Consider the following 24,218-nt stretch of genomic DNA (forward strand, 5'->3'; position numbering starts at 1 on the left):
TAGACGTAAGATAGGACTACGGGTGATGGGTGTAGCTGACGGGTGGCCGCCGCCGGGACAACAGGCAGCGACTTGAAGGCGGGCCTCCGCCGGGCATACAGGCAGCGGCTCGAAGGCAGGCCGCCGCGGGCATACAGGCAGCGGCTCGAAGGTAGGCCGCCGTCGGGACTACAGGCGTGGACTCGAAGGCAGGCCGCCGCCGGGACTGCAGGCAGCGGCTCGAAGGCAGGCCGCTGCCGGGATAACAGGCAGCGGATCGAAGACAGGCCGCCGCTGGGACTGCAGGCAGCGGCTCGAAGGCAGGCTGCTGCCGGGACTGCAGGCAGCGGCTCGAAGGCAGGCCTCCGCCGGGCATACAGGCAGCGGCTCGAAGGCAGGCCGCTGCCGGGACTGCAGGCAGCGGCTCGAAGGCAGGCCGCCGCCGGGCATACAGGCAGCGGCTCGAAGGCAGGCCGCCGCCGGGACTGCAGGCAGCGGCTCGAAGGCGTGCCGCTGCCGGGACTGCAGGCAGCGGCTCGAAGGCAGGCCGCCGCCGGGACTGCAGGCGGCGACTGGAAGGTAGGCCGCCGCCGGTGAGTATGGCCGCATACAGCAGGCGGCGCTGCGGCCTGGGTGCGGATTGCATCTATTGCGGGAATAGTGCCCGCTATTTCTTTGACTATGAGGTTAACTCATAGTGGAGCGGGAATTTCTCCCGCTAAATTTGCTGATTCAAAGTATTTCAGGCAACTTGCTCAAATTACCGGTAAATTTTTCCACTAATGCTCCCAAAAAGGGCATTTCGAGCAAAATAGCGGGAGGATTCTCCGCTAAGTGTATCGTATAGCCGGTTTCCTTGGGTACCGTCATCCATGGTCTCCGAATCTCACTTGGAAATCACTTGGACCTGACTGGGAACTCACTGAAATCTCATTGGAGTCTCGCGGCAATCTTACGAGATCTCACATAGATACACATGGGTTCTTCCCAGTTTGCATATTCCCGTTAAAGCGCTGAGTACCGACACCGATCGCATGGACAGTCAGCATCCGGAATCGGGCGAAATTCCCGGATAATGGTAGCTACAAAGAGCAAAAAGCTACTAAAAGCTGCTAAGAGCTGCTACGGCAGCTCCCGCAATCTTAAATATTTTTCTGGATACGGTAGTCCTTCGGTGAGCTGCCGACCTGCTTCTTGAATACCTTGCTGAAATATTTTACATCATGGAAACCGACCATTTCCGAGATTTGCGACAGCTTCAGGTTGGGATTCTGCAGCAGCAGCTTGGCCTTCTCAATGCGGACGTTGCCGATATAGTCCGAGAAGTTGATGCCATATTCCTGTTTGAATTTGCGGGAGACATATTCACGGCTAACGTAGAATTTGCCGGCTACCTCCTGCAGGGAGAGGTCGGATGCATAGTTCTGCTCGACGTACCGGACGATGTCTGACATCGGATTGCTCTCTTTGACCTGTCTTGCTGAAAGCTCCTGCGACAGGCGCTGCATCAGGGCAAAGGACCAATCGCGCCAGGCAAACAGAGAGAAAGAATATCCGTTGGTATAAGGAGCCGGGTTCAACTGGTCGGCATGCTCCAGCTCTGCCAGAGCGGCGTCTGCCCGTACGCCCAAAGCGTCACGCACCAGCCGGGTACGGAACAGCAGGACATCGGCCTTCCAGGCATTTAGCATGTCGGGAGTAACGACGCCTCCGCGGCTTAGTTCATGGGTCCAATGCTGCGCCGCGTCTGACAGCGCTTCGTTGTTTCCGCTGATCACAGCCAATTTCCAATCCTCCTGAACATGGGCGAAAATGACGGGAGCTCCGTGGCTGGCGCTCCCATCCCCGGATGGACTAACGGTCTTGCCGTGTGCATCGGTTGAAGAAGAGAAATGGCAATAATCCTCATGACTTAACAAATTCCGCCGGAGCAATGCTTCGGCGGCTTCTGTGCGTTGCACCGGCAGCCGGTGCGGCAGGCTTCCTGTATTGCTGATGCCAAAGTGCATCCGGAACTGCAGGGTACGGTAAATCCCCTGATTGATCCGGCTGATCAGCTCCACTACAGATTCCTGCACATCCCACAGAATGATTGCGATCTCCGGAGGCCCGCCCCAATAGCGAAAGGCGATGCCTTTGTTTTGCGGGTGCAGGAATTCATTGCAGATGTTCACAATGGCGTAATAGAGCAGCTCGCTGTCACCGCCGAACCGTTTCAGCAGCGGATTGTTCCCGCAGTCTGTCTGTACGAGAATCAGCCGGGAGGATTCGGCATTCCCCGGAATAACCCCCTCGCTTACCAGTCTGCGCAGCGAAGCTTCGGAATTGATGGGATCGTCTATCAGTGCCGAGAGCAGTTTCTCCCCGTAAATCGGTTTGATCTCGTTCAGCCGGATGCTCTGCTGCTGCCGCTGGCTGCGTTCCTCTTCCTCGGACCGCCAGGCGGCTACCGCCTTGGAGACCGCGGTATTGATCGCTTCAGCTTCAATCGGCTTGAGGATATAATCAATGCCGCCGTTGCGGACAGTCTGACGTACGAAGTCAAAATCATTATGCCCGCTGACCACAATGAATTTGGTGTTTCCGGCGAATTCATTGACCCAGGTCATCAGCTCAACTCCGTTGCCCGATTCCATCATCATATCCATGATGACTAGAGCCGGTTTCGCCTCACGAATGACTTCAATCGCTTCATTGCCGTTTCCCGCCTCCAGAATCTCATCAATATGATGAGCGTCCCAGTCAACCAGGAGCCTTACCGCTTTTCTGACTCTTGCTTCATCATCTACTATAAGCGCCTTCATATCCGTTCACTCTCCACTAGAATTTCAATTTCCAGTCTGACTATTACTCCGCCACTCTCCAGATTGTCCACGGTCAGGACTGCGTCATCCCCGCATACCAGCCGCAGCCGCGCCAGCACGTTCCCCAGGCCGATGCCTGCGCCGGGAGCATCACGTTTGCTGTCACTGCTTTTCAGTGTGGCGACGTCCAGTGAACCGGGCTGCTGAAGCTCCTTGCGGAGCATTTCCAGCCGGGCCGGCGGGATGGAGTGGCCGTTGTTCTGAATATTAATTTCCATCCGCCCGGACTCCAGCTTCGCTGCTGTGATCTCAATGAATCCGTCACTGCGGGACAGATTAAAGCCGTGTTTGAAATAATTCTCCACAATCGGCTGCAGAATCATCTTCGGCATCAGGGCATGGAGCAGCGATTCTTCCATATCGTAGCGGAAACTGAATTTATTTTCAAAACGTTCCTTCTGCAGCTCAATATAGGCTTTGACATGGTCCAGCTCATTCTGGATGGTCACGATCTTTTCATCATTATACATGCTGTACCGCATCATTTTGGCCAAGGCCGAGAGCAGGCCATAGATTTGCGGCACCTTCAATTCAAGCGCAAGCGTGCCGATAATCTGCAGCGTATTGTTCAGGAAATGCGGGTTGATCTGTGCCTGCAGTGCCCTCAGCTCATTGGTTTTATTGGACAGCTCCAGCCGGTATTCCCGCAAAATCAGGTTGTTGATCGTATCCATCATGTTGCGGAAATGTTCAGTCACCACGCCGATCTCATCCTTGCCTGTTGGGCGGATGTCAATCTCAAGATTACCGGTCTGAACTTGGGTCATGTACCGGCTGAGCTGCTTGATTGGAGCCGTGATCCGGAAAGAGATGAGGATCGTCAAGGCGATTATCATAATCATCAGCAGGACCAGCAGGAGGATATTGATTTGTGCCGCCTCTTTAGCTTCGCGGAACAGGTAGGATACCGGAATTTGCTTCACCAGTGTCCAGCTAAGACCGGGGCTTTCAATTTTTTGATAAATAAATACAGCCCCGCCTTCTTCAAAATACCCTTGATCCCGGTCATTCGCTGCAATCTGCTTATTATACCAGGTAGCATTCAGCGGTTTGCCCAGAGCGGCGGTATCGTGGCTGTAGACCAGTGTTCCGCTGTCATCCACCAGATAGACGTTCTCCTGATTCTGCTCATACAATTGATCCACAATGTCGGTAAGTGCAGTCAGTCTCACATCCACCGACAAATAGCCGAGGACCTTGGAGGACGGGATTTTCTCAATTCTTCTATGCATCGTGAACACCGGCTCTGAAGTGAACTGCGGAAACGGTGAAGTCACCCCGTAGGCGGTGCTCATGTGAGTGCTCTGCACAGCTACCTGGGAGACGCCGGTGTTTTGGGAATCAGCATAAGGAGCGGTTGCCTGCCAGCGTTTGGGTGTCGTATTTTGTGTCACCAGTGTTGCCTTGCCGTCTTTGACGCCGTACAGATACACCTGTGAAATATCCGGCATGGAGGTCGAGATGTAATTGAGCGAGGAATAGACCGAAATATCGGCAGTCAAGTCGTCGTATCCGGCTTCAAGCAAGCGGTAAAAGTCGGAATCCGAATAGGCAATCAGAGACAGCCGGCTCACTTCTTGGATCAGACTATTAATATTTTTGTAGCCTTGATACAGCAGGTTTTTATTCTCATCCACGGCCCGGGTTCTTAGAGACTCCGTCGTATAAGAATAGCTGATATACATCGTAGCCATAATACAGACTAATGTTGGCAGGAGTAAAAAAACGATCAGCTTGGTGCGGATATTGTTCCATTTCATCGCTTCTTGTCACTTCCGATCAATATTTTACACCTCAAAGATCACTTGCGTAGGTGTAAGGAGTCCGCAAAAAAACGGATAATATGTTTAGATCATAAACAAGTAAGTGAGTAAAAGAAAGGGGGGCGGGTAAATGCGCGGCAATAAGTTGTCCCAATTTGGTCAACAGCTTTTTTTCGTCGGACCGGCCTTATTGTTCTTTACCCTGATTACGATTATTCCATTTCTAATGGGGATGTATTATTCCTTTACAGACTGGAATGGCGTATCTGGTAATGTAAGCTGGGTTGGCTTTGATAACTTTAAAGCGATTTTCACAAATGATCCGGATTTCTGGTCATCCTTCTGGTTTACAGTAAGATTTACTCTGCTGGGGGTTATATTGACCAATGTAGTGGGCTTTTTCCTGGCCTATCTGCTAACAAAACCTTTAAAAACACGTAATATGCTCCGTACCATTTTCTTCATGCCGAATGTTATCGGGGGATTGTTGCTTGGTTTTATATGGCAGTTTATCTTCATCAAAGGGTTCTCAACGCTCGGGGGAATGACCGGCTGGTCCTTCTTCAATCTTCCTTGGCTCGGTGATGCAACAACCGGCTTCTGGGCGATTGTCATGGTCTTTGTCTGGCAGTCTTCCGGTTATCTGATGGTAATCTACATCGCTTCGCTCAGCAATGTGTCGAAAGAGGTGCTGGAGGCGGCTGAGATTGACGGGGCTTCCCGGATGCAGGTGCTGCGCAACATTATAGTGCCGCTGATCATGCCTGCTGTAACCATCGGTTTGTTCCTGGCGATTTCCTGGTCTTTCAAAATGTTCGACCTTAACCTTTCCCTGACGAAAGGCGGACCGTTCAAATCAACGGAATCCGTGGCTATGAATATTTACAATGAAGCCTTCCTGAACAACCGTTACGGTCTGGGTACTGCAAAAGCGCTGCTGTTCTTCGTAATTGTGGCGATTATTACTGTGATTCAGGTCCGTGTTACGAAGAGCAAGGAGGTGGAAGCTTAATGAACGCAAAGTCAAAAGGCAGATGGAATATCGGGATTGAAGTATTCATGATCCTGCTTGCACTGCTCTTCCTGTCTCCGTTTTATTTCCTGCTGGCGAACTCGGTGAAATCGTTCGGGGAAATCCTGAGTGACGCGGCAAGCTGGCCGGAAGTCTTCATGTGGTCCAACTATTCCAATGCATGGAAATTGGCCCGCTTTTCTGAAGCTTTCCGCAATTCGATCATAGTCACAGTCATCAGTGTTGTCTTTATCTCGCTGTTCAGCGCTATGGCTGCTTATCGTATGGTTCGCGCCAACACACGGTTCAATCAGATTCTGCTGCTTCTGTTCGTAGCGGCAATGGTGGTTCCTTTCCAGACGATCATGATTCCGATCCTGAAAGTCGTTAATATTATTGGAGTCAATAACTCCTTCGCCGGGCTGATTATCACCAATCTGGGGATCAGTGTTCCGATGGCGATCTTCCTGTTCCATGGTTTCATCAAATCGGTGCCTCTTGAGATTGAAGAAGCGGCAACCGTGGATGGCTGTAATCCGATCAGTGCTTTCTTCCGGATTGTGCTTCCGCTGTTGAAACCGATGCTGATGACGACGATCGTCTTGAATGCACTAGGTATCTGGAATGACTACCTGCTCCCGTCCCTGATTCTTCAGGCACCGGAACTTCGGACCATTCCGCTGGCAACCTTCTCGTTCTTCGGGCAGTACACGAAGCAATGGGATATGGCGCTTCCGGCGCTTGCGCTTGGTGTAGCTCCAATCGTAATATTCTACCTGTTTATGCAGCGTTACATTGTTGAAGGAATAGCGGCTGGCTCGGTGAAAGGTTAACACCGGGCCCCCGTTCCAAATATAAAAGCTAGTAAATTTATTCAAGGGGGAAATTAGAATGATGAAGAAACGTTCTGCACTGATGATGTCCAGCGTCCTGCTGATGTCTGTTGTGCTCGCGGCATGCGGTGGCAACAATAACAATACTGCTTCAAATAATGCTCAAAATGGAAGCGCTGGCAATAAAGGCGGCGAAACTAAAACGGTTAAGATCTTCCAATTCAAGACTGAAATCGTTGAAGGCCTCAATGAGCTGAAGGTTGAATTTGAAAAAGAAAACCCTAACATCAAGCTGGATATCCAAACTGTCGGCGGTGGCGCAGACTATGCAGCAGCGCTGAAGACCAAATTCGCTTCCGGCGATGCACCTGACATTTTCTCCAACGGCGGTTATGCCGAAATGGATCTGTGGGGCGATAAATTGGAAGATCTGTCCGACCAGCCTTGGGTGAAGGATCTGATTCCTTTGGCGGCTGAACCAATGACCAAAGACGGCAAAACCTACGGTATGCCAATGAACCTTGAAGGTATCGGTTATGTGTACAACAAAGATCTGTTCGAAAAAGCCGGCATTACTGAAACTCCAAAAACAATCACTGAGCTTGAAGAAGCAGCTAAGAAATTGCAGGCTATCGATGTTATTCCTTTCGGCAACGCTTATCAAGAGTGGTGGCTGCTGGGTAACCAAGGCATCAGCGTAGCTTTTGCACAACAAGACAATGTAGATGAATTCATCAGCGGACTTAACGCAGGTACCTCCACGATCGTGGGCAACCCAGTATTCAAAGATTGGAGCAACCTGCTTAAGCTGACTGTGAAATATGGACAAAAGAACCCATTGACTACTGATGCCAACACTCACCTGGCGATGTTCGCTAATGGCGAAACTGCTATGATGCAGGAAGGCAACTGGGCACAAACACTTGTAGACAACATTACACCTGACATGAACATCGGTATGTTCCCAATGCCGATCAATGATGATGCTGAGAAAAATGACAAGCTGACTGTTGGGATTCCTGCCAACCTGGTTGTGAACAAAGAATCCGGATCGAAAGAAGAAGCTAAGACATTCCTGAACTGGCTGGTAACTTCCGATATGGGTAAAGAATATATCACCAAAAAATGGAAATTTATCCCTGCCTTGTCCACAATCGAAGCTACTCCGCAGGATATCGGTTTGCTGGGTTCGGATGTATGGAAATATGTACAGGATGGCAAAGTGTACGGTCTGCAATCCTCTAAATTCCCTGATGGCGTAACACAGGAATTCGCAAGCGTCATTCAACAGCTGGTTGCCGATAAAGTCGACGAAGCCGGCTGGGAAAAAGGCATGCAGGCTGCTTGGGACAAGCTGAAGAAATAACGTCTCACCGTAAACAGAGAGCCCTATAAGGGCCGTAATTGGATAAAGTGGATTGCCGGACGTCCCCGTCCAACGCATCATTGATGTGAAGCGGGGGCGTCTTTTTGATAGGATGGAAAGTGGAAATGGATGGATGAGAACGGGAGGAGAGGAAGATATGACACTGAACAGTTATAACGCAGTGCAGGTCGGCGTCGATTATTACCCGGAACACTGGGATGAGTCCTTGTGGGCAGCGGATATTCAGTTAATGAAGGAAACCGGGGTCAAGGTGGTCCGGGTTGCTGAATTCGCATGGAGCCGTTTAGAGCCAAGGGAAGGTTTCTTTGATTTTGCCTGGCTGGACCGGGCTATGGAGCTGTTCCATCAGTACGGATTGCAGGTTGTGATCGGAACACCAACTGCCACTCCGCCGCGCTGGCTGACCACCAGCTATCCGGATGTACTTCCGGTCTTTGCCGATGGGCAGACGTTCCATCCTGGCGTGCGCGGGCACCGCTGTTATAACAGCGCTTCCCTGCGGGGATATGGCAGCCGGATTATCGAAAAGCTGGCCCGCCATTACAGCGGTCATCCTGCTGTGATCGGCTGGCAGACCGACAATGAATTCGGCATGATTGACTGCCACTGCGAGACTTGCAATGAAGTTTTTCGCAGCTGGGTTAGGCAAAAGTACGGCACGCTGGAGAACGTGAACGCAGCATGGGGAACGGTAGTTTGGAGCGGGGAGTACAGCGACTGGAATGAGCTGACGGTACCGCTGGGCGGCTCGCCGTTCCAGAATCCGTCGTTCCTGCTGGATTTTCAGCGTTTTCAATGGGATTCGGTTGTCCGGTTCCAGAAGACGCAGATTGATATTCTGCGGAGGATTTGCCCGGAGCATTTTATTACCCATAACTTTCACAGCTATCCGCAGCGGCTGGATATGTATGCAGTAGGCGCCGACCTCGATGTGGCGGCATTCGACTATTATCCGAACACCTCACCGGACAAACAAGAGACTACACCCTATAGCGGAGCGTTGTCTCTGGACGTCACTCGCGGGATTAAACGGCAGAACTTCTGGATCATGGAGCAGCTCAGCGGCTCACCGGGCTGCTGGATGCCGATGTGGCGGACACCGTATCCGGGTTTTATCCGCGCCTATGCCTGGCAGGCGATTGCCAGAGGTGCGGATACGATCGTGCATTTCCGCTGGAGAAGTGCTGTCGCCGGGGCCGAGCAATATTGGCATGGCCTGATTGATCACAGCAATGTGCCGGGCCGCCGATTCGCCGAGTTCAGCCAGCTCTGCGGAGAAGTAAACGGCCTCAGCGGCAGGCTGCAGGGGACTGTGCTGAAGCATGAAGTGGCGATTCTGCATTCCCATGAGCAGAAGGCCGCGCTGGACATCCAGCCACAGGCCGGGGGTCTGGACTATTACGAGAACATTAAGCAGGTTCACCGGGTACTTATGAAGCTCGGGATTGGCTGCGATGTAATCCGTGCCGGTGAACCGCTGGACGGCTATAAGGTCGTCATCGCGCCAAGCCTGTACGTGCTGGACGAGACGCTTGCGGAGCAGCTTGAAGCTTATGCGGCGGCAGGCGGTCTACTCATTCTGACGAACCGCAGCGGCGTTAAGGACAGCAACAACGTCTGCGTCATGCAGCCGCTGCCGGGATTGTTAAGCCATGCAGCAGGGGTCCGGGTTGACGAATATGATCCCGTCGGCCTGGAAGTCCATACCCTAGTGGACCCTGAAGGGAACTCCTTCGAATGCAGCCAGTGGTGCGATCTGCTGACGCCGGTCACGGCGGTGCCTGTCGCCTGGTACGGCGATGATTTCTACGCCGGAATTCCGGCTGTCACTGTCAACAGCTTCGGGAAAGGGCAGGTGTATTACTTCGGAACCCATGCCGAAGATCGCTACTGGTCACTGCTGCTGGCCGATTTGGCCGGCAAGTACGGAGTAACCCGCTTTGCGGGTCTGCCGGATGGCGTACAGGCCACAATCCGCAGCGGAGAGAACGGCAGCTTCCTGTTCCTGCTGAACCTGAACCGGATGCCGCAAACCGTGCCGCTGCCGGGCAGTTACCCTAGTGTGCTCTATAACGGCGAGATCCGCTTGGGCGAGCTGCAGATGGAGGCTTACGGGGTGGAGATTCTGGAGCTGGCGGAGTAGCAGGAAGGGTGAAAGCAACAGACTCGTTGTATTTTAGGCTCAGGGGAACGAGGTTGGCTTTCATTAACTATTTCATTGCAGTTTGTACAGTAGATTCCGCGTACAAGGCAGGGGCAAGCAAGTCAATTGCACTTTGTGCAGCAGAATTCAACCAAAGGGCTATTTGGATCGAATTCTGCTGAATCTGCTGCATGAAATGCAATAGAATCAGAATAAAGGCCAAATCGGGCCGGATCTGCTGCACAAAGTGCAGCAGAAGTAATTCTGGGCGGAGTGAGAGATAGGATTCATGAAGATAGCAACAGCTGAATGTCAGACGTTCCTCGGAGTGACTATAAATCTCCTCCCGCGCCTCACCAGTTTACCAATAGCACTACGCGCCTGTTAGCTGTTAGTGGAGCTTCCTAAATTGCTCCGGTGTAGTCGCCGACTGCTTGCGGAAGGTGGCCACGAAGTGGCTGACATCGCGGAAGCCGACCAGCTTTGAGATAGCTTTTACCGTCAGGTCAGGCTGGGTGACGAGCAGTTCCTTGCTCTTGCGGATACGCAGGCGGACGAAATAGGCGTAGGGAGACAGGCCAAAGGTCTGCAGAAACAGGCTGTTAAGATAACGACCGGATACCTCAAGCTGGGACGCGAGATCATAAAGTCCGATATCGGGATCGCCATAATGAACATCCATCCATTTGAGCAGCGGCTGCAGCTTGTCCACATTGCGGGAAATGGAAGTATTGTTATGCAGCCGGCCGTATTTGCTCAAGGTAAGCAGGAAGCGGTAAGCGTCGGTGGAGACGCCCAGGCTGAACATGTCGTCCGAAGCATCATGGCGGTCAAGCATCTCCTTCAGCATATGAGGAAGCGGTGCTTCGCTTTCCCACCGGTAGAAGGAATTGGCGCCCATGCCCAGCGACTCCAGGATGTGCCGGGCTGAGCTGCCGCCGAAGGTGAGATAATAGGTGCACCATAGATGTGGAGTGAGCGATTCATAGCGGTGCGGAGTTCCGGGCAGCAGCAGAACGCCGCTGCCTTCGGAGAGCGTGATTTGGTTGTTCTCAAAATATATAATGCCTTCACCCTGGGCCGTCTGAAGCCAGTGATAGGTGTCGTAGCCTTCGGGGCGGGATACTTTTTCCTGATCAGGGTTAAAGCCCATACTGTCCAGAGTAATGGGCAGCTGCTGTCCGCCCTCCTGGGCAAACACAATTCTGCGTACCGCTGTCGCTGGCACAATCATCATCTCCCGTAGTTCCATATTATTATATGTATGGACCTTAATTTTATATATAAAGCGACACGTTAACCGTTTAAAATAAATATATACTTATACTATAAAGGATGTGCAAAGTGTGATCAACGATAAATTGCCAAAGATTTGGTACGGTGGAGATTACAATCCCGAGCAGTGGGATGCCCCGGTATGGGCTGAGGATGAACGGATGTTCAAACTCGCGGGAATTGATGTCGCCACAATTAATGTATTCTCCTGGGCACTGATTCAACCGTCGGAAGACATCTACGATTTCTCCGGCCTGGATGAATTGATGGACCGCTTATATAAGAATGGAACCTATGTATGTCTGGCAACAGGAACCGGGGCACATCCGGCCTGGATGGCTCACCGTTATCCCGAAGTGACCCGCGTCGATGTGCAGGGCAGAAAACGCAAGTTCGGCGGCCGTCATAACTCGAATCCGAACAGTGCGGTATACCGCAAATATGCGGCTAAACTGGCAGGCAAGCTGGCTGAGCGCTATAAGGACCATCCGGGGCTTGTGGCTTGGCATATTTCCAATGAATACGGCGGCTATGACTATTCCGAGCAGTCCGCTGCTGCGTTCCGTGTCTGGCTGAAGGAACGCTACGGTTCCCTGGATGGCTTGAACAAAGCCTGGAACACCCGTTTCTGGGGGCATACCTTCTATGACTGGGAAGAAATTGTAGTACCGAACGAACTCAGCGAAGAATGGAACGGCAACCGCACCAACTTCCAGGGGATTTCCCTCGATTACCGCAGATTTATGTCGTACAGCCTGCTGGAATGCTACAAGATTGAATACAATGCCATCAAGGAGCATAGCACCAACATCCCTGTTACTACCAACCTGATGGGCTTCTATCCGGAACTCGATTATTTCGAATGGGCCAAACATCTGGACGTGATCTCATGGGACAACTATCCATCGCTGGATACACCGGTCAGCCACACGGCCATGACGCATGACCTGATGCGCGGCCTCAAGAACGGCCAGCCCTTCATGCTGATGGAGCAAACGCCAAGCCAGCAGAACTGGCAGCCGTACAACTCCCTGAAGCGCCCGGGCGTAATGCGCCTGTGGAGCTACCAGGCTGTAGCGCGCGGTGCTGACACCGTCCTGTTCTTCCAGCTCCGCCGGTCCATCGGCGCTTGCGAGAAATATCATGGCGCGGTTATCGAGCATGTGGGACATGAGCATACCCGGGTCTTCCGCGAATGCGCTGAGCTTGGCAAAGAGCTGGAGCAGCTTGGCGATCAACTGCTGGATGCACGCAGCCAGGCGCAGATCGGGATTATTTATGACTGGGAAAACCGTTGGGCGCTTGATCTATCGAGCGGACCATCCGTAGCACTGGACTATGTTAACGAAGTGCACAAATATTATGACGCACTGTATCAGCAGAATATCGAAGCCGATATGATTGGCGTTGAAGAGAACCTGTCCAAGTACAAGATTGTAATCGCACCGGTGCTGTATATGATCAAGCCGGGATTTGCCGAGAAGGTTGAGGCCTTTGTGAAGGCTGGCGGTACATTCATAACCACTTATTTCAGCGGCATCGTGAATGAAAATGATCTGGTTACGGTGGGCGGCTATCCTGGAGAGCTGCGCAAGGTGCTCGGCATCTGGGCCGAGGAAATCGATGCCCTGCTGCCGGGAATGAGCAATGAGATCGTGATGAACAAGGAATGGGGAACGTTAAGCGGTTCCTACAAATGCGATTTGCTATGCGATCTGATTCACTCGGAAGGTGCCGAAGTGCTTGCGCAGTACGGCTCAGACTTCTACAAAGGCATGCCGGTATTGACTGTGAACAGCTTTGGTGAAGGCAAGGCCTATTATGTGGCCAGCAGTCCTGAGGTTGGATTCCTGCAAGGGTTCCTTGCCAATCTGTGTAAAGAGAACGGCATTAAGCCGCTGGTAAGCGCACCTGAAGGCATTGAATCCGTTCAGCGTGTGAAAGATGGCGTGTCTTATCTGTTCCTGTTGAACCACAAAGAAGGCGATCTCAGTGCAGACATCGGCGCAACTGAACGCACCGACCTGCTGACCGGCAAGACCTTCAGCGGCTCCGCTGTTGTTCCAGGCCGTGGCGTCCTGATTTTGTCAGACAAGAACTAAACGAGAGTGCAATAAGGCTGTCTCCAAAGTGGATATTTCTACGTATGAGGCAGTCTGGTCATCACATCACAAAAACAGCAGAGCAGCAGTTCACCCATCGCGGGAGAATCGCTGCTCTGCTGTTTTTGCTTATGAGCGGCTCGGATCAGCATATTGAAACTCCATATTTACTCTTCAGTAGAAGAACCGAAGTCTGTTATTTTTAAGTCATATTTGAAACTTATCTTCGACCGGCTGAACGTATCGTCCCAATGCTCCTTAACCTTTTTCCATTCCGCAGGGTGTTGGATGCTGAGCATCTCGCCGAAGCCGGCGACATCCGCTTTATAATCACTTTGCAGCTTCTGCATCAGCTTTTGCATCATCTGCGCGAGCTTCTCCTTAAATATGCGGCCGACTTTTTCTGAATACTCAGCTGAAGTAGGATAACTCTTTTTGTTCCAGGTTTCTATCAGTCGACCCTCGGTACGAATAGAGACTTCAAATGAAATGTCGTCCCCGTCTACAATGGCCTTGATCTTGCTCTTCATTGCCTTCATTTCGTAGGTCATCGGCTCATTGTCCCAATCATAGGCTTTGATCGCACCGCTTGTGCCCTTACCTGTCAGCCAGGAGAGGCACTCCGTGTCCTCCTGTGACAAGTTTCCGATCCAGTGGCCAGTATCCCCTTTAATAATTGCAGCACCCGAAAACTCCGTATCTCCATCCGCTGTAATGAGGTTTTGCAGAGCATAACTCTTCTTGGAGTGCATGAGTGCATCCAGTTGTGACAAAATGACCGGACTCAGCACCTTACTTGTCCTGAATCGATTACTGATCATTTCTTTGATATGAAAGGAAGGGATTACACCGGTTCGCTTGGAGATGAGCGTGTCGTCAGCGCGGCCTTCACTGATAAAAACCATCGTACTCGGACGGATGTCATTGTCGCGGAGCACAAAATCCATAAGCTGATCCATCTTCTGCCGCTTGAGCAGATCAGTTGATACTATAATGACCTTGAGATGGTGCCCGATGATCGGACGTTCGTTGCGAATGGAGAATTGGCGGAAGATCTCAAGCAGGGAGTCGCCGGTTCCCGATATATTGACATAGGGAGCGGTCTGCTGGCTCGCCTGTTTTGCCATTGTACCTGTCGATTTAACCGGAACAATCTGTAACGTTACTGTAATCAAGTTCTGCTTGGAATAGGTGCCGCCATGCTCCTCCAGCGTTTGTTCCGTGGGAGTGAGCTTGCCCGTGTCCAAGGAAAGGCCTGAATACAGCGCCAGGTCTTCAATTTCTCTGCTGCTCCAGCATCCTGTCTGCGTAACCAGAAGCAGGAGCATGCAGAGGATGAGGGGAAGTGTCCGCTTACACATGCTGCTTCAATCCTTTCGTGCGAATAAGCCAAATCGCCGAGAGTAGTACCGGCAGCAAAAAGAACAGTACGATTCCCATTTTGCCGATAGCATCGCCAAGGGTAAACAGATCATTAATAGACTTAGGCACCATAGCGGAAATGAAAATGACCGGAACAAGCGCGAAAATAACCGGATGCATGGAAACCCGGAAGATTTGGGAGATGCCCAGAGAGGCCTGAAAGAAGAAGCTGCTGAAGTTGCAGAACATTTGCATCAGCCAGATCACCATAAGCGGAAATTCCATGCGTTCGAAGAAAAATCCCGTGATTTCAAAGCTTCGAATGAGATCAATGGTGGGCCAGGTGCTTGTAATAGCAGAATCTATCGAGATGCCTCCGATGACCATAACTACCGTCACAAGATATAGGCAGAGAGGGATGCTGATTCCCACCAGCATCGCTTTTAGCGCCTGCCGGGGATTCTGCATGAACGCCACAAGTGTCATGACGACTTCACAGCCTGTAAAGACAAGCACTGTTGATTTCAGGCCGCTGAGCACGGGAAGAATCCCGCTGCCGAGGACCGGACGCAAATGATTAATATCAAAAAGATTGAGGCTGAAAGCGTAAGAAATGAGCAGAATCATGATGCTGATCGGAAACACGATTTGAAAGACTCTGGAAATGGAATTAATGCCGCCGTACACGAGATAGGTGCCGACCCAGATAAAGGGAAGGATGATCGCCCATGTCGGGGTGCCTTCCAGCAGAAAAAACAGTGTGACCTCCGCGAGCGAGCGGATTTCAAAACCTGCAATGATGATGAAATAGATAATTAAAAGCAGGCAAAGAACACCGCCAGGAACCCGGCCAATGATCTTCCCGGTATACTGAAAAACCGTTTTTCCGGGGAACTGCTGGCTGATCTTCACCATCACCACAATCACCGCCATCACAATCACACCACCCAGCAGCACGGACAGCCAGGAATCCGTTGTCTTCACACTTTGACTCACGCTCCGCGGCAGCGTAAGGATCCCGGCGCCAAGCACGGTATTGTTCAGGAACACGGCAGCCTGTGAAGCGCTGATTTTATCATCTGTACGAGTAAACATAGGATGCCCCCCTTCATAAATGTGATCATGACCTCCGTTTGCTGTTTTTTGTTTTCATCATTGCAGGTCTGCGTTTCATCATGGCGAGCGGCACACGGAAGAATAAATCCTTCCAATCCCTTGGACGAAACGGCGATACCGGCGTCAGGTAGGGCACTCCGAAGCTCTTAAGCCTGGTAAGATGGCTGCAGATGAGCAGGAAAAACAGGATCGTGCCGAACATGCCGAGAATGGCGGCAAATATCATTCCGGCAAAACGGAGAAGCCGTAAGGTAATCCCGGCGCTGTACATCGGAATAGAGAAAGAGGATATGGCAGTGACCGCAACGACAATGACCAGGAATGGGCTGACAATCCCTGCATTTACAGCTGCATCGCCAATAATCAGGCCGCCGACGATGCCCATCGCCGGGCCGATGGGTTTGGGCAGCCTGATCCCGGCCTCCCGTAAAATTTCAATCGATATCTCCAAAATCAGCACCTCGATCAGTGAAGGGAAGGGCACACCTTGCCGGGTCTTGATAATCGTGATCGCCAGCTCCGTAGGAATAAGTCCCGGATGAAATGAAATGAAGGAAATGTAAAGGGATGGAGCCATGAGTGCCATAAATGCGGCGGAGAAACGCAGCATCCGCAGAAATGATCCCGGCAGCCACCGGTCATAATAGTCCTCCGGAGATTGCAGCAGCATACTGAATGTAACCGGCACAATCAGCGCGAAAGGCGTCCCGTCCAGAAGAATGGCGATGCGGCCTTCCAGCAGAGCAGTTATAACTCTGTCAGGTCGCTCGGTACTCTGGACCTGCTGGAAGGGACTTAGGTAGTTGTCTTCAATCAACTGCTCGATATACCCCGACTCAGCGAGAAAGTCGATGTCTATTTTGGAAATACGGGTCTGTACTTCCTCCAGCAGCTCCGGATTGACAATATCCTTGATGTAGGCAACCACCAAATCCTTTTGCACGCTGCTGCCGGCCCGGTACGTCTTCATTTCAAGCTGGTCGCTGAATCCCTGGCGGCGCAGCATGGAGGTATTCTCGCTCAGCACCTCGGAGAAGCCGAGTCGTGGTCCGCGCAGCAGTGCTTCTGAGACAGGTTCTGCTATCGCCCGGTTCGCACCTCCAGGAAGTTGGATTAGCAATCCCTTCGGCATTCCTTCAATCAGCAGAGCGGCATGTCCGAACAGGACGGATTTGTTGATCTTCCAGATTACTGGCTTCGCGCAAATTGCTGAAGGGCAGCAGATGTTCGGCGATGCCGGAGGCGGACAAGGAATCGGCGGTGGCCTCAAACATTAGAAACTGCATCATCTGCATATTAAGCAGCCTGTCGTTCTGCATGCCGTCCACATACATAAGCACTCCTTGAGTCTGCAGCTTCGTTAGCGTGAACTCCCTGAAGTGGAGATCACTGTTTCCGCCGATAGCCTCCTTAATGAAGTGAAGGTCGGCGGCGAAATCTCCGCTGAAGGCCGCTGCGGGAGGGGCGGTCTGCGGCAGGGCGGTATCTGATTGTGTTCTGCGGTTAGATACTTTCCCGTTGCCTAAGGCCTGCGGTCCTCTTCCGTTGCCTACATAGGAATGCAAGGTTTTGTATAGACGGCTGGTAATTATGGGGACCAGCAGAGCAATTCCAGCCTGATAAAAAACTCCCCAGCCCGGGATATAGGATAAGATCGATGCGAGCAATGAAATCAACCCCAGCTTTAAGAGTAAACAACTATGTAAATGAAGTTTTCCAAAGTTTGCTGCGGTTTAGTCATTTCTGTAAAAATATAATTCAACAACAATGGATGCCTCTGATTTCAGGAGCGCATCCATGTCTTCAGGAATATTCAACTAGCTGTCTGCCAGTACATTTCCGGTAAGGAATTAGCGGAGGGGAATGTTGTATAATGCATAATAAAGAGGAGCATCAAGATTACCCGTTCAGGAAAGAGGCAGCAGATGAAAACCTTACTGGTAACAGGGTACCGTGCGCATGAGCTCGGTATTTTTGACAGCAAACATCAAGGCATTCCCTATATCAAAAAAGCACTTAGAGGCAGGTTGACTCCCCTCATTGATGAGGGGCTGGAATGGATTATTACGCCCGGACAATACGGAGTGGATCTTTGGGCATGTGAGGTGGTGCTTGAGCTGAAAGTGCAGTATCCCGGACTGAAGCTGGGCATTATTACAGCCCATGCCGCACCGGAAGAGAAATGGAAGGAGGAGAAGCAGAATGAATACCGGCGGATCATTGCCGGAGCGGATTACTACGGGGCTGTAAGCAATGCTCCTTATGACGGAAGCTGGCAATTCCGGGCCAGGGATGATCTGCTGTTCCGCAAAAGCGACGGCATCCTGCTCTTCTATGATGAGGACGCTGCCGAAGGAAGCCCGAAGTATTTTAAGGAGCGGGCATTGAAGCTGCATGCGGAAGGGGATTATGGCCTGTTCCTGATGCATGCCGAGGAAATCCAGAATATCGCAGATGAAGAAAATCAACGTGAATATGAATGAGGAGGCAATGCCAATGAATTTTGTTTATGAAGAGGATATTTGTTATGTCATTCTGTTAAGCCCGACCGAACAGGACCGCAGGGATATGGAAATTATACGGGGTCATGTGCGCCATCTGCAGGAGCTGGAACGCAGCGGGCAGCTCGTGATGTGTGGTCCGTTCAGCGATGCTCCTGGCGGGATGGTCATTATCCGCGCAGAATCGCACGAAGAAGCAGTGGCCATTGCCGAACGTGACCCTTACATCCTCTCGGGCGTCCGCAGCTACGAGCTGCGCACCTGGGGCCTGTCGCATGAAGGCAATAAGCATATGGGCATAGCTGCGGATTAACGAAAGTGCCGGTTAGATAAAGCTGCGCAGCGAAGGTGCTTTACGGATCTTGTAATTCTGCTCGTATGCATATGCCAGCTTGATCAGCATAGGCTCCTGGTAGGCCTGCGCCGAGAAGGTAACGCCGAAAGGGGCGCCGGCTGATGTATAGCCGGAAGGCACGATGATGGACGGATATCCCGCTCTTGAGGTAATCCGCGCACCGAAGTCGGCCGGGAACAGCAGAGCATCCAGCCGGTGCACGCTCATGGTGGCGTCGATGCCCTGTTCCTTGCAGAGCTTAAGGTCAGTGGCGCGGTCGCGCAGGTATTGCGGTTCCGTCAAGGTGCCGGAAGAGGTGTATTCAGCATCAATCAGCGTGGCTTGCCCGAACCTTAGCGTCTCGACCGGATGGGCATGATTGAAGTCGATAATATCCTTCAGCGTGCGCATCGGAGCGCCTGGACCCAGGCGGGCAAGATAGGCATTGATGGAGGTTTTGAATTCATTCAGCACAACGGAGGAATATTTGATCTCGCGTGCGGTCTTAATCTCAGCCGGGTCGATAATTGTCGCTCCAAGCTCACGCATTCTCTCCACGGAAGCGTTGAACAATGCCAGCTGCTCTTCCGTTAATTCTTCGAAATAATAATCCCGCGGAATCCCAATGCGTGCCCCCTGCAGCCCGTTCGGGTCGAGGAAGGCGGTATAATCTTCATGCAGTCTGCCCGCGCTTGTTCCCATGGCGGCATCGCCGCTGTCCTTGCCGAGCATTGCATTCAGCAGCAGTACGGCGTCGCGGACGGTTCTTGCCATAGGTCCAGCAGTATCCTGTGTATTGGACAGCGGGAGGATGCCGGAGCGGCTGATCATGCCTACGGTCGGTTTAATCCCGATGATCGAGCCGAGATTACCGGGGTTGAGGATGGAGCCGGAGGTCTCCGTTCCTACGGACACTGTGCAGAAGCTGCAGGCTACCGCAACCGCAGAACCGGCGCTGGAGCCGCCTGTCGGTGTGGATATGTTATAAGGGTTCAGTACCTGTCCGCCCCGGGAGCTGTAGCCCGAAGGCATGCCGTTCGTCATGAAATTGGCGAATTCGGTCATGTTGGCTTTTCCCAGAATAACAGCCCCGGCTTCGCGCAGTTTAGTAACGATATAGGCATCCTCACCGGCAAAAGAATCCGCCAAAGCCAGCGATCCCGCACTGGTATGCATTTTATCCCCTGTATTGATATTGTCCTTCAGTAAGACCGGTATGCCGTGCATCGGCCCCCGGGGACCCTGCTGCGAACGTTCTACATCCAGAGATTCTGCGATAAACAGTGCATCCGGATTGATCTCCAGCACGGAGTTGATCGTCAGGCCATTTTTGTCATGGTCGGCTATGCGTTCAAGATACATGAGCACCAGCTGCTTCGAAGTGATCTCTCCGGCAGCAAGCGCAGTTTGAATCTCCGTTATTGTAGCCTCTACGATTTCAAAACTCATACAGGTTCACGCTTCTTTCTCTCTTTGGTTTGTCGTTCTCCTTCATCTAACCATAGTTTGCCGTGTCTTGACAGCGTTCTTTTTACGACTCCCGGGGCATGTGGATTTCAAATTGTTTTTGATAGGGTGATTAGATAGTTCCAGATGTTGGGTAATGAATGCTAACCAAACTTTAGCGTATGCTTTCGAAGCGATTTTTGTCGAAGTCAATTCAGTGAGGTAACGCGCACAAAAATTTAGGAGGACAACATCTTGAGAAAATGGACAACATTCGTACTAGGAGTAACACTGGCAGTCAGCCTGTCGGCCTGTGGCAACAATGAGGCTGCCGAAAAATCAACGAATGCTGCCGAAGCATCCGCCACTGCTGCTCCGGCACCGGAAGCAACAGAGAAGGCGGCTGCGGAGCAAACTGCTAATGAGGGGACTCCCACTGTAGAAGAGCTTATTCAGAAGACGGCAGATGCAAGCCAGGAACTGAAGAGCTTTGCGATGGAATCGCAGATTTCACAGAAGATGAGCATGACCCAAGGGGAGACGACCCAGGATCAAAACGTTGAAATAACCATGAAATCAGAATATATGAAGGACCCGCTGCAAATGCATCAGCTGATCCAGATAAATCTGGCGGGTCAGGGAGAGCAAAAGATGGAGCAGTACATTACTGATGCCGGCTCTTTTAGCTTGGTCAATGGACAGTGGATAAAAATGCCTGCTGAAATGACTGAGCAAGTAATGTCTGCTATGCAGCAATCGGCCAGTCCGGAGAAGCAACTGGAACAATTTAAGTCCATTGCAGAATTTACGAAGGTCACCGAGGAGGGTGAGGATTACGTTCTAACCGCTAAGGTATCAGGGGACAATGTGAAGGAACTGGCGAAAAGCTATATGAACCAGAGCGGCAGCGCGGACCCGCAAATGACGGCTTTAATGGATCAGATGGACATTAAGAGTATGACAATCGTCTATGGAGTTAATCAAAAAACGTACCTTCCGACCCACACAGATGTGGATATGGTCATGGATATGACCGCCGACAGCCAGAAAGTCAGCATAGATATGAAGATGAAAAATGGGATCGGGCAGCATAATGAAATCAAGGCGATCGAGGTCCCGAAGGAAGCTTTGCAGGCAAAGGAAATACAGACGCCTTCAGCAACAGCAGCATCAAAGTAACAACCGCGGCTGCAACAGAGTAAATAATAACAATCACAAGACAAAACAAAGCCCGGCAAAGGTCATAAGAACCTTTCCGGGCTTTGTTTTGTTGATTAAATAGGGGCGAATATATGTCTATTCCGCCGGGACAGGGACAAAACCTTCTTCCGCCAGATACTCTTCAGCTTCCTGGATTGTCTCGAAGGCCATCTCGAGCTGAAGCCCGGCGTAGAGGTACCAGAGATCTTCCTCCAGCTTCAGGCTTAAGGTATGTCCGTCTCCATTAACCCAAAGGGTATCGGCAACTGTGGCAGTTTTCTTTTTCTTTTTGCCCTGTGCAGGGACTTCCGGGATATACATGGACAAAGAGGTGATCGACGCATCCAGCAGCTCGCGCAGCTCAGACTCCGTATAGTCGCGGATATTCACCAGACCCTTGTCATCACTTTCGTAGCCCCGCAGGAGCCCGGCGAACACGTAGCCATTGCCGTTAGGATGCAGGTGGGAAGCGACAGTTTTCTTCTCATGGCGGCTCTGCTCGAAGTGATAATTCACCCGCCCAAGCGATACATTGCGTCGTTCAAGCTGGGGGTAGGAATCAAGAATAGCTAATTTCTGTTCAAAAGTAAGCATATACAGCCTCCGGTTCACGGTTTATTGTAAGTGATTATACCATGCGGAGGAGCGCCGGACTACTTCTTGCACAGGCTCTTGTCAGGGTGTCAAGGCGCCAGCGGCAGTGTCAGCACGAAGCGGCAGCCTTGTTCCTGGCTACTGCCCAGCACCAGTGTTCCGCCCATCGCTTCGGCGAGCAAACGGCTGAAGGTCAGACCGAGGCCCAGTCCGCGCAGCGTGCTTTGCTTGTCGTTGCTGCGGAAGAAGGCTTCGAAGACCTTATCTCTATTATCCGGCGTAATCCCTGTTCCATTGTCCGCCACAGTAATCTCGGCGTGTCCGGCTGGAGCCAATAGGAGGCTGATGGTGAGCTGGAGGCAGCTTCCCGGTTTCTTGGCCTGCACGCTGTTATTCAATAAATTGACGATAATCTGCTGGATGCGCAGCGGATCACCCCGCAGGAACAGGGATTTCTCCGGCATGTGCAGCAGAGGTTCGTTGACATCTGCGCTTTGTGTCAGCTTCCATTGATAGATGATTTCCTCTAGCAGTCGAACTGCATCCAGCCTGTCGTGGCGGACGGCGACAATACCGGCAGTCAGGGCGTTGTAGTCGAGCAGGTCAGCGACCATACGCTGCAATCGGCTTGCTTCCAGCAAAGCGATATCAAGAAATTCCCCGGCTTCCTCCCCTTCGACCACACCTTCACGGACGGCATGGACCAGCCCTTTGATCGAAGTGACCGGTGTCTTCAGCTCATGGGAGACTCCGGCCAGCATGACCGCGCGCGACTGCTCGAATTGCTGCAGCTTTCCCGCCATCTCCTGAAAGGACATCAGCAGCTCGTGAATCTCTCTTTCCTTGGCCCCTGTCTCCAGAACAATGTTATACTGGCCGCCGCTGATTTGTGCGGCGGCGGCAGCCACTTTCTGAATCGGTTTGGCCAGCTTGCTGGAGAGGAGATAGATGGTCAGCCAGCTTAAGATGATCAGAAAGACGACGAGAATAAAGAAGAAGGTAATCTCTTCCTTCGGGATATGGCGCAGGGAACGTTTGGACTGTAGGACAATGACCTGCCCCAGCGCTTCACCGTCTCCTTGGATTTGGGCGACAGCAGCCTTGAACTCCGGGCTGCGGGAATCGGTTAACGTATCATTGAGCTTATGCCGCATCGCTTCCTCGCTGAGCGGCGGCTCAGAGAACAGCAGCTGTCCCTCTTTATCTGTGATGATCACGCACATTTCCACCGTTAATTTGAAGAAGCGCTTGCGGTCCTCAACCAGCTTGCTCAGAGTTGGACTGATGTTCATGTTTCCGTCCGTCCCGACACTGCGGTCGGCGATCTCCTGGGCCAGCAGACCGGTGGTCTGCATGCGGTTGTTCATCGCTTCCTGCTGAATCCACCAGAAAGTGACGAGTGCGGTGAGCAGCAATCCTATGCTGATAATCAGCAGGTAGCGGACAGTCCAATAGAAGAGGATGGAAGTGCGTTTCTTCAGGTTGTCCATAATTGATACCCCGTTCCTCTGAGCGTGCGAATCTCCCCTTCATCCGCCGGCCAGTGTGAGAGTGCCTGGCGCAGTCTTTTGATCGACAGATCTACGGCACGGTCGCTGCCCTCATAGTCCATTTCCCATACCTGCTCAATCAGCTGTTCTCTAGTGCAAATTTGATTCGGGCGTTCAGCCAAAAATAACATCACCGACATATCGCGCGGGCTGAGGCTGACCTCGGCACCGTTCAGGAAGAGGCTGCGTGCTGAAAAGTCGATGAACAGACTGCCGAAATGGCGTTTACGGCTGCCGTCAGACCACTGGGAAGGGCGGCGCAGCACTGCGTTTACGCGGGCTACTACTTCTTCCGGGATAAAGGGCTTGGACATATAATCGTCAGCGCCGCCGTCTAATCCGGCCAGCCGGTCATTGATGCCGTCCCGGGCTGTCAGCATGATGACAGGGCAGCTGCTTTTCTCACGGATCAGGCCAAGCAGTTCGAAGCCGTCCATGTTCGGCAGCATAATGTCGAGCAGGATCAGAGCGGGAGGGGAAACTTCAAAGGCTTCCAGTGCGGCGCGTCCGTCGGCGGCGCGGGTTACGTGGAAGCCGGCTTTTTTGAGATAGGCACTAAGTACCCGGGCAATGGCTTCCTCATCTTCAACAATTAGAATCGACTTCATATCTAGTGCCTCCTTGAACACGTCCGGCAGGTTGACTGCCATACGGACAGCGGCTGCAGTTTAATTAAAATTTACGACAAGTTTACCACATTGTGCAGGCGTGTGCTTTGACTTATTCCCGACATATTGCTTTGTTAGAATGGGAAACA

General features: G+C 51.9%; 17 protein-coding genes and 1 pseudogene. 8 read left to right on the plus strand and 10 right to left on the minus strand.

All coding sequences use genetic code 11. From position 1 onward, the window contains the following. Window positions 1-1,121 precede the first annotated feature (1,121 nt). Together NSS79_RS04665 and NSS79_RS04670 are read right to left on the minus strand one after the other, a co-directional pair. Window positions 1,122-2,783 carry a helix-turn-helix domain-containing protein gene (locus tag NSS79_RS04665; protein ID WP_342438456.1) on the minus strand — a complete coding sequence of 554 codons (1,662 nt, stop codon included), beginning with the start codon at window positions 2,781-2,783 and terminating at the stop codon, window positions 1,122-1,124. Then, window positions 2,780-4,603 carry a sensor histidine kinase gene (locus NSS79_RS04670; protein WP_342438457.1) on the minus strand — a complete coding sequence of 608 codons (1,824 nt, stop codon included), beginning with the start codon at window positions 4,601-4,603 and terminating at the stop codon, window positions 2,780-2,782. The genes NSS79_RS04665 and NSS79_RS04670 overlap by 4 nt, the downstream gene beginning before the upstream one ends. Window positions 4,604-4,736: 133 nt before the next feature. Here NSS79_RS04670 and NSS79_RS04675 point away from each other — a divergent pair, with 133 nt between their 5' ends. From NSS79_RS04675 to NSS79_RS04690, 4 genes are all read left to right on the plus strand, one after another. After that, a complete protein-coding gene (locus tag NSS79_RS04675) occupies window positions 4,737-5,618 on the plus strand; it encodes a sugar ABC transporter permease (protein WP_342438458.1) in 882 nt (293 codons plus the stop codon). Continuing rightward, window positions 5,618-6,451 (plus strand): carbohydrate ABC transporter permease, encoded by an 834-nt coding sequence (locus NSS79_RS04680; protein ID WP_342438459.1) that lies wholly within the window; start codon window positions 5,618-5,620, stop codon window positions 6,449-6,451. Before NSS79_RS04675 ends, NSS79_RS04680 begins: the two co-directional genes overlap by 1 nt. 58 nt (window positions 6,452-6,509) lie before the next feature. Continuing rightward, the gene (locus NSS79_RS04685; protein ID WP_342438460.1) at window positions 6,510-7,817 is read left to right on the plus strand and encodes an ABC transporter substrate-binding protein; all 1,308 of its coding nucleotides are present in this window, start codon (window positions 6,510-6,512) and stop codon (window positions 7,815-7,817) included. A 157-nt stretch (window positions 7,818-7,974) separates the two neighbouring features. Further along, window positions 7,975-9,981 carry a beta-galactosidase gene (locus NSS79_RS04690; protein ID WP_342438461.1) on the plus strand — a complete coding sequence of 669 codons (2,007 nt, stop codon included), beginning with the start codon at window positions 7,975-7,977 and terminating at the stop codon, window positions 9,979-9,981. 391 nt (window positions 9,982-10,372) lie between these two features. On the opposite strand, the gene NSS79_RS04695 is transcribed toward NSS79_RS04690, so the two are convergent. After that, entirely contained in the window at window positions 10,373-11,215 is an 843-nt protein-coding gene (locus NSS79_RS04695) for an AraC family transcriptional regulator (RefSeq protein ID WP_342440299.1), read from the minus strand. A gap of 112 nt (window positions 11,216-11,327) precedes the next feature. Here NSS79_RS04695 and NSS79_RS04700 point away from each other — a divergent pair, with 112 nt between their 5' ends. Then, window positions 11,328-13,358, plus strand: a complete 2,031-nt coding sequence (locus NSS79_RS04700; protein WP_342438462.1) for a beta-galactosidase — start codon at window positions 11,328-11,330, stop codon at window positions 13,356-13,358. A 167-nt stretch (window positions 13,359-13,525) separates the two neighbouring features. Here the strand turns inward: NSS79_RS04700 and NSS79_RS04705 are convergent, their stop codons facing one another. From NSS79_RS04705 to NSS79_RS04715, 3 genes and pseudogenes are all read right to left on the minus strand, one after another. Beyond that, window positions 13,526-14,719, minus strand: coding sequence for a Ger(x)C family spore germination protein (locus NSS79_RS04705; protein ID WP_342438463.1), 1,194 nt, complete (start codon window positions 14,717-14,719; stop codon window positions 13,526-13,528). Continuing rightward, entirely contained in the window at window positions 14,712-15,815 is a 1,104-nt protein-coding gene (locus NSS79_RS04710; RefSeq protein ID WP_342438464.1) for a GerAB/ArcD/ProY family transporter, read from the minus strand. Before NSS79_RS04710 ends, NSS79_RS04705 begins: the two co-directional genes overlap by 8 nt. Window positions 15,816-15,840: 25 nt before the next feature. Beyond that, a pseudogene (locus NSS79_RS04715) lies at window positions 15,841-17,503 on the minus strand (spore germination protein). A gap of 258 nt (window positions 17,504-17,761) precedes the next feature. Here NSS79_RS04715 and NSS79_RS04720 point away from each other — a divergent pair. Both NSS79_RS04720 and NSS79_RS04725 read left to right on the plus strand, forming a co-directional pair. After that, window positions 17,762-18,319 carry a DUF1273 domain-containing protein gene (locus NSS79_RS04720; RefSeq protein WP_342438465.1) on the plus strand — a complete coding sequence of 186 codons (558 nt, stop codon included), beginning with the start codon at window positions 17,762-17,764 and terminating at the stop codon, window positions 18,317-18,319. Window positions 18,320-18,332: 13 nt separating this feature from the next. Continuing rightward, complete coding sequence (locus NSS79_RS04725; protein WP_342438466.1) at window positions 18,333-18,650, plus strand: YciI family protein; 318 nt, start codon at window positions 18,333-18,335, stop codon at window positions 18,648-18,650. 12 nt (window positions 18,651-18,662) lie between these two features. Here NSS79_RS04725 and NSS79_RS04730 read toward each other — a convergent pair whose 3' ends face one another. Continuing rightward, complete coding sequence (locus tag NSS79_RS04730; RefSeq protein ID WP_342438467.1) at window positions 18,663-20,120, minus strand: amidase family protein; 1,458 nt, start codon at window positions 20,118-20,120, stop codon at window positions 18,663-18,665. Window positions 20,121-20,372: 252 nt separating this feature from the next. On the opposite strand from NSS79_RS04730, the gene NSS79_RS04735 reads away from it, so the two are divergent. Further along, entirely contained in the window at window positions 20,373-21,296 is a 924-nt protein-coding gene (locus NSS79_RS04735; RefSeq protein WP_342438468.1) for a DUF6612 family protein, read from the plus strand. 117 nt (window positions 21,297-21,413) lie between these two features. Here NSS79_RS04735 and NSS79_RS04740 read toward each other — a convergent pair whose 3' ends face one another. From NSS79_RS04740 to NSS79_RS04750, 3 genes are all read right to left on the minus strand, one after another. Beyond that, entirely contained in the window at window positions 21,414-21,911 is a 498-nt protein-coding gene (locus NSS79_RS04740; protein ID WP_342438469.1) for a hypothetical protein, read from the minus strand. Between the two features lie 89 nt (window positions 21,912-22,000). Then, window positions 22,001-23,401: a HAMP domain-containing sensor histidine kinase gene (locus tag NSS79_RS04745; protein ID WP_342438470.1), complete on the minus strand. Its 1,401-nt coding sequence runs from the start codon at window positions 23,399-23,401 to the stop codon at window positions 22,001-22,003. Beyond that, complete coding sequence (locus NSS79_RS04750) at window positions 23,389-24,069, minus strand: response regulator transcription factor (protein WP_342438471.1); 681 nt, start codon at window positions 24,067-24,069, stop codon at window positions 23,389-23,391. Before NSS79_RS04750 ends, NSS79_RS04745 begins: the two co-directional genes overlap by 13 nt. Window positions 24,070-24,218 lie beyond the last annotated feature (149 nt).

The sequence above is a fragment of the Paenibacillus sp. FSL L8-0436 genome, assembly GCF_038593025.1.
Lineage (GTDB): Bacteria > Bacillota > Bacilli > Paenibacillales > Paenibacillaceae > Paenibacillus_AQ.

Coding starts and splice junctions, on each gene's coding strand:
- NSS79_RS04665 (WP_342438456.1), bottom strand. CDS start 2,783: ATGAAGGCGCTTATAGTAGATGATGAAGCAAGAGTCAGAAAAGCGGTA.
- NSS79_RS04670 (WP_342438457.1), bottom strand. CDS start 4,603: ATGAAATGGAACAATATCCGCACCAAGCTGATCGTTTTTTTACTCCTG.
- NSS79_RS04675 (WP_342438458.1), top strand. CDS start 4,737: ATGCGCGGCAATAAGTTGTCCCAATTTGGTCAACAGCTTTTTTTCGTC.
- NSS79_RS04680 (WP_342438459.1), top strand. CDS start 5,618: ATGAACGCAAAGTCAAAAGGCAGATGGAATATCGGGATTGAAGTATTC.
- NSS79_RS04685 (WP_342438460.1), top strand. CDS start 6,510: ATGATGAAGAAACGTTCTGCACTGATGATGTCCAGCGTCCTGCTGATG.
- NSS79_RS04690 (WP_342438461.1), top strand. CDS start 7,975: ATGACACTGAACAGTTATAACGCAGTGCAGGTCGGCGTCGATTATTAC.
- NSS79_RS04695 (WP_342440299.1), bottom strand. CDS start 11,215: ATGATTGTGCCAGCGACAGCGGTACGCAGAATTGTGTTTGCCCAGGAG.
- NSS79_RS04705 (WP_342438463.1), bottom strand. CDS start 14,719: ATGTGTAAGCGGACACTTCCCCTCATCCTCTGCATGCTCCTGCTTCTG.
- NSS79_RS04710 (WP_342438464.1), bottom strand. CDS start 15,815: ATGTTTACTCGTACAGATGATAAAATCAGCGCTTCACAGGCTGCCGTG.
- NSS79_RS04720 (WP_342438465.1), top strand. CDS start 17,762: ATGAAAACCTTACTGGTAACAGGGTACCGTGCGCATGAGCTCGGTATT.
- NSS79_RS04725 (WP_342438466.1), top strand. CDS start 18,333: ATGAATTTTGTTTATGAAGAGGATATTTGTTATGTCATTCTGTTAAGC.
- NSS79_RS04730 (WP_342438467.1), bottom strand. CDS start 20,120: ATGAGTTTTGAAATCGTAGAGGCTACAATAACGGAGATTCAAACTGCG.
- NSS79_RS04740 (WP_342438469.1), bottom strand. CDS start 21,911: ATGCTTACTTTTGAACAGAAATTAGCTATTCTTGATTCCTACCCCCAG.
- NSS79_RS04745 (WP_342438470.1), bottom strand. CDS start 23,401: ATGGACAACCTGAAGAAACGCACTTCCATCCTCTTCTATTGGACTGTC.
- NSS79_RS04750 (WP_342438471.1), bottom strand. CDS start 24,069: ATGAAGTCGATTCTAATTGTTGAAGATGAGGAAGCCATTGCCCGGGTA.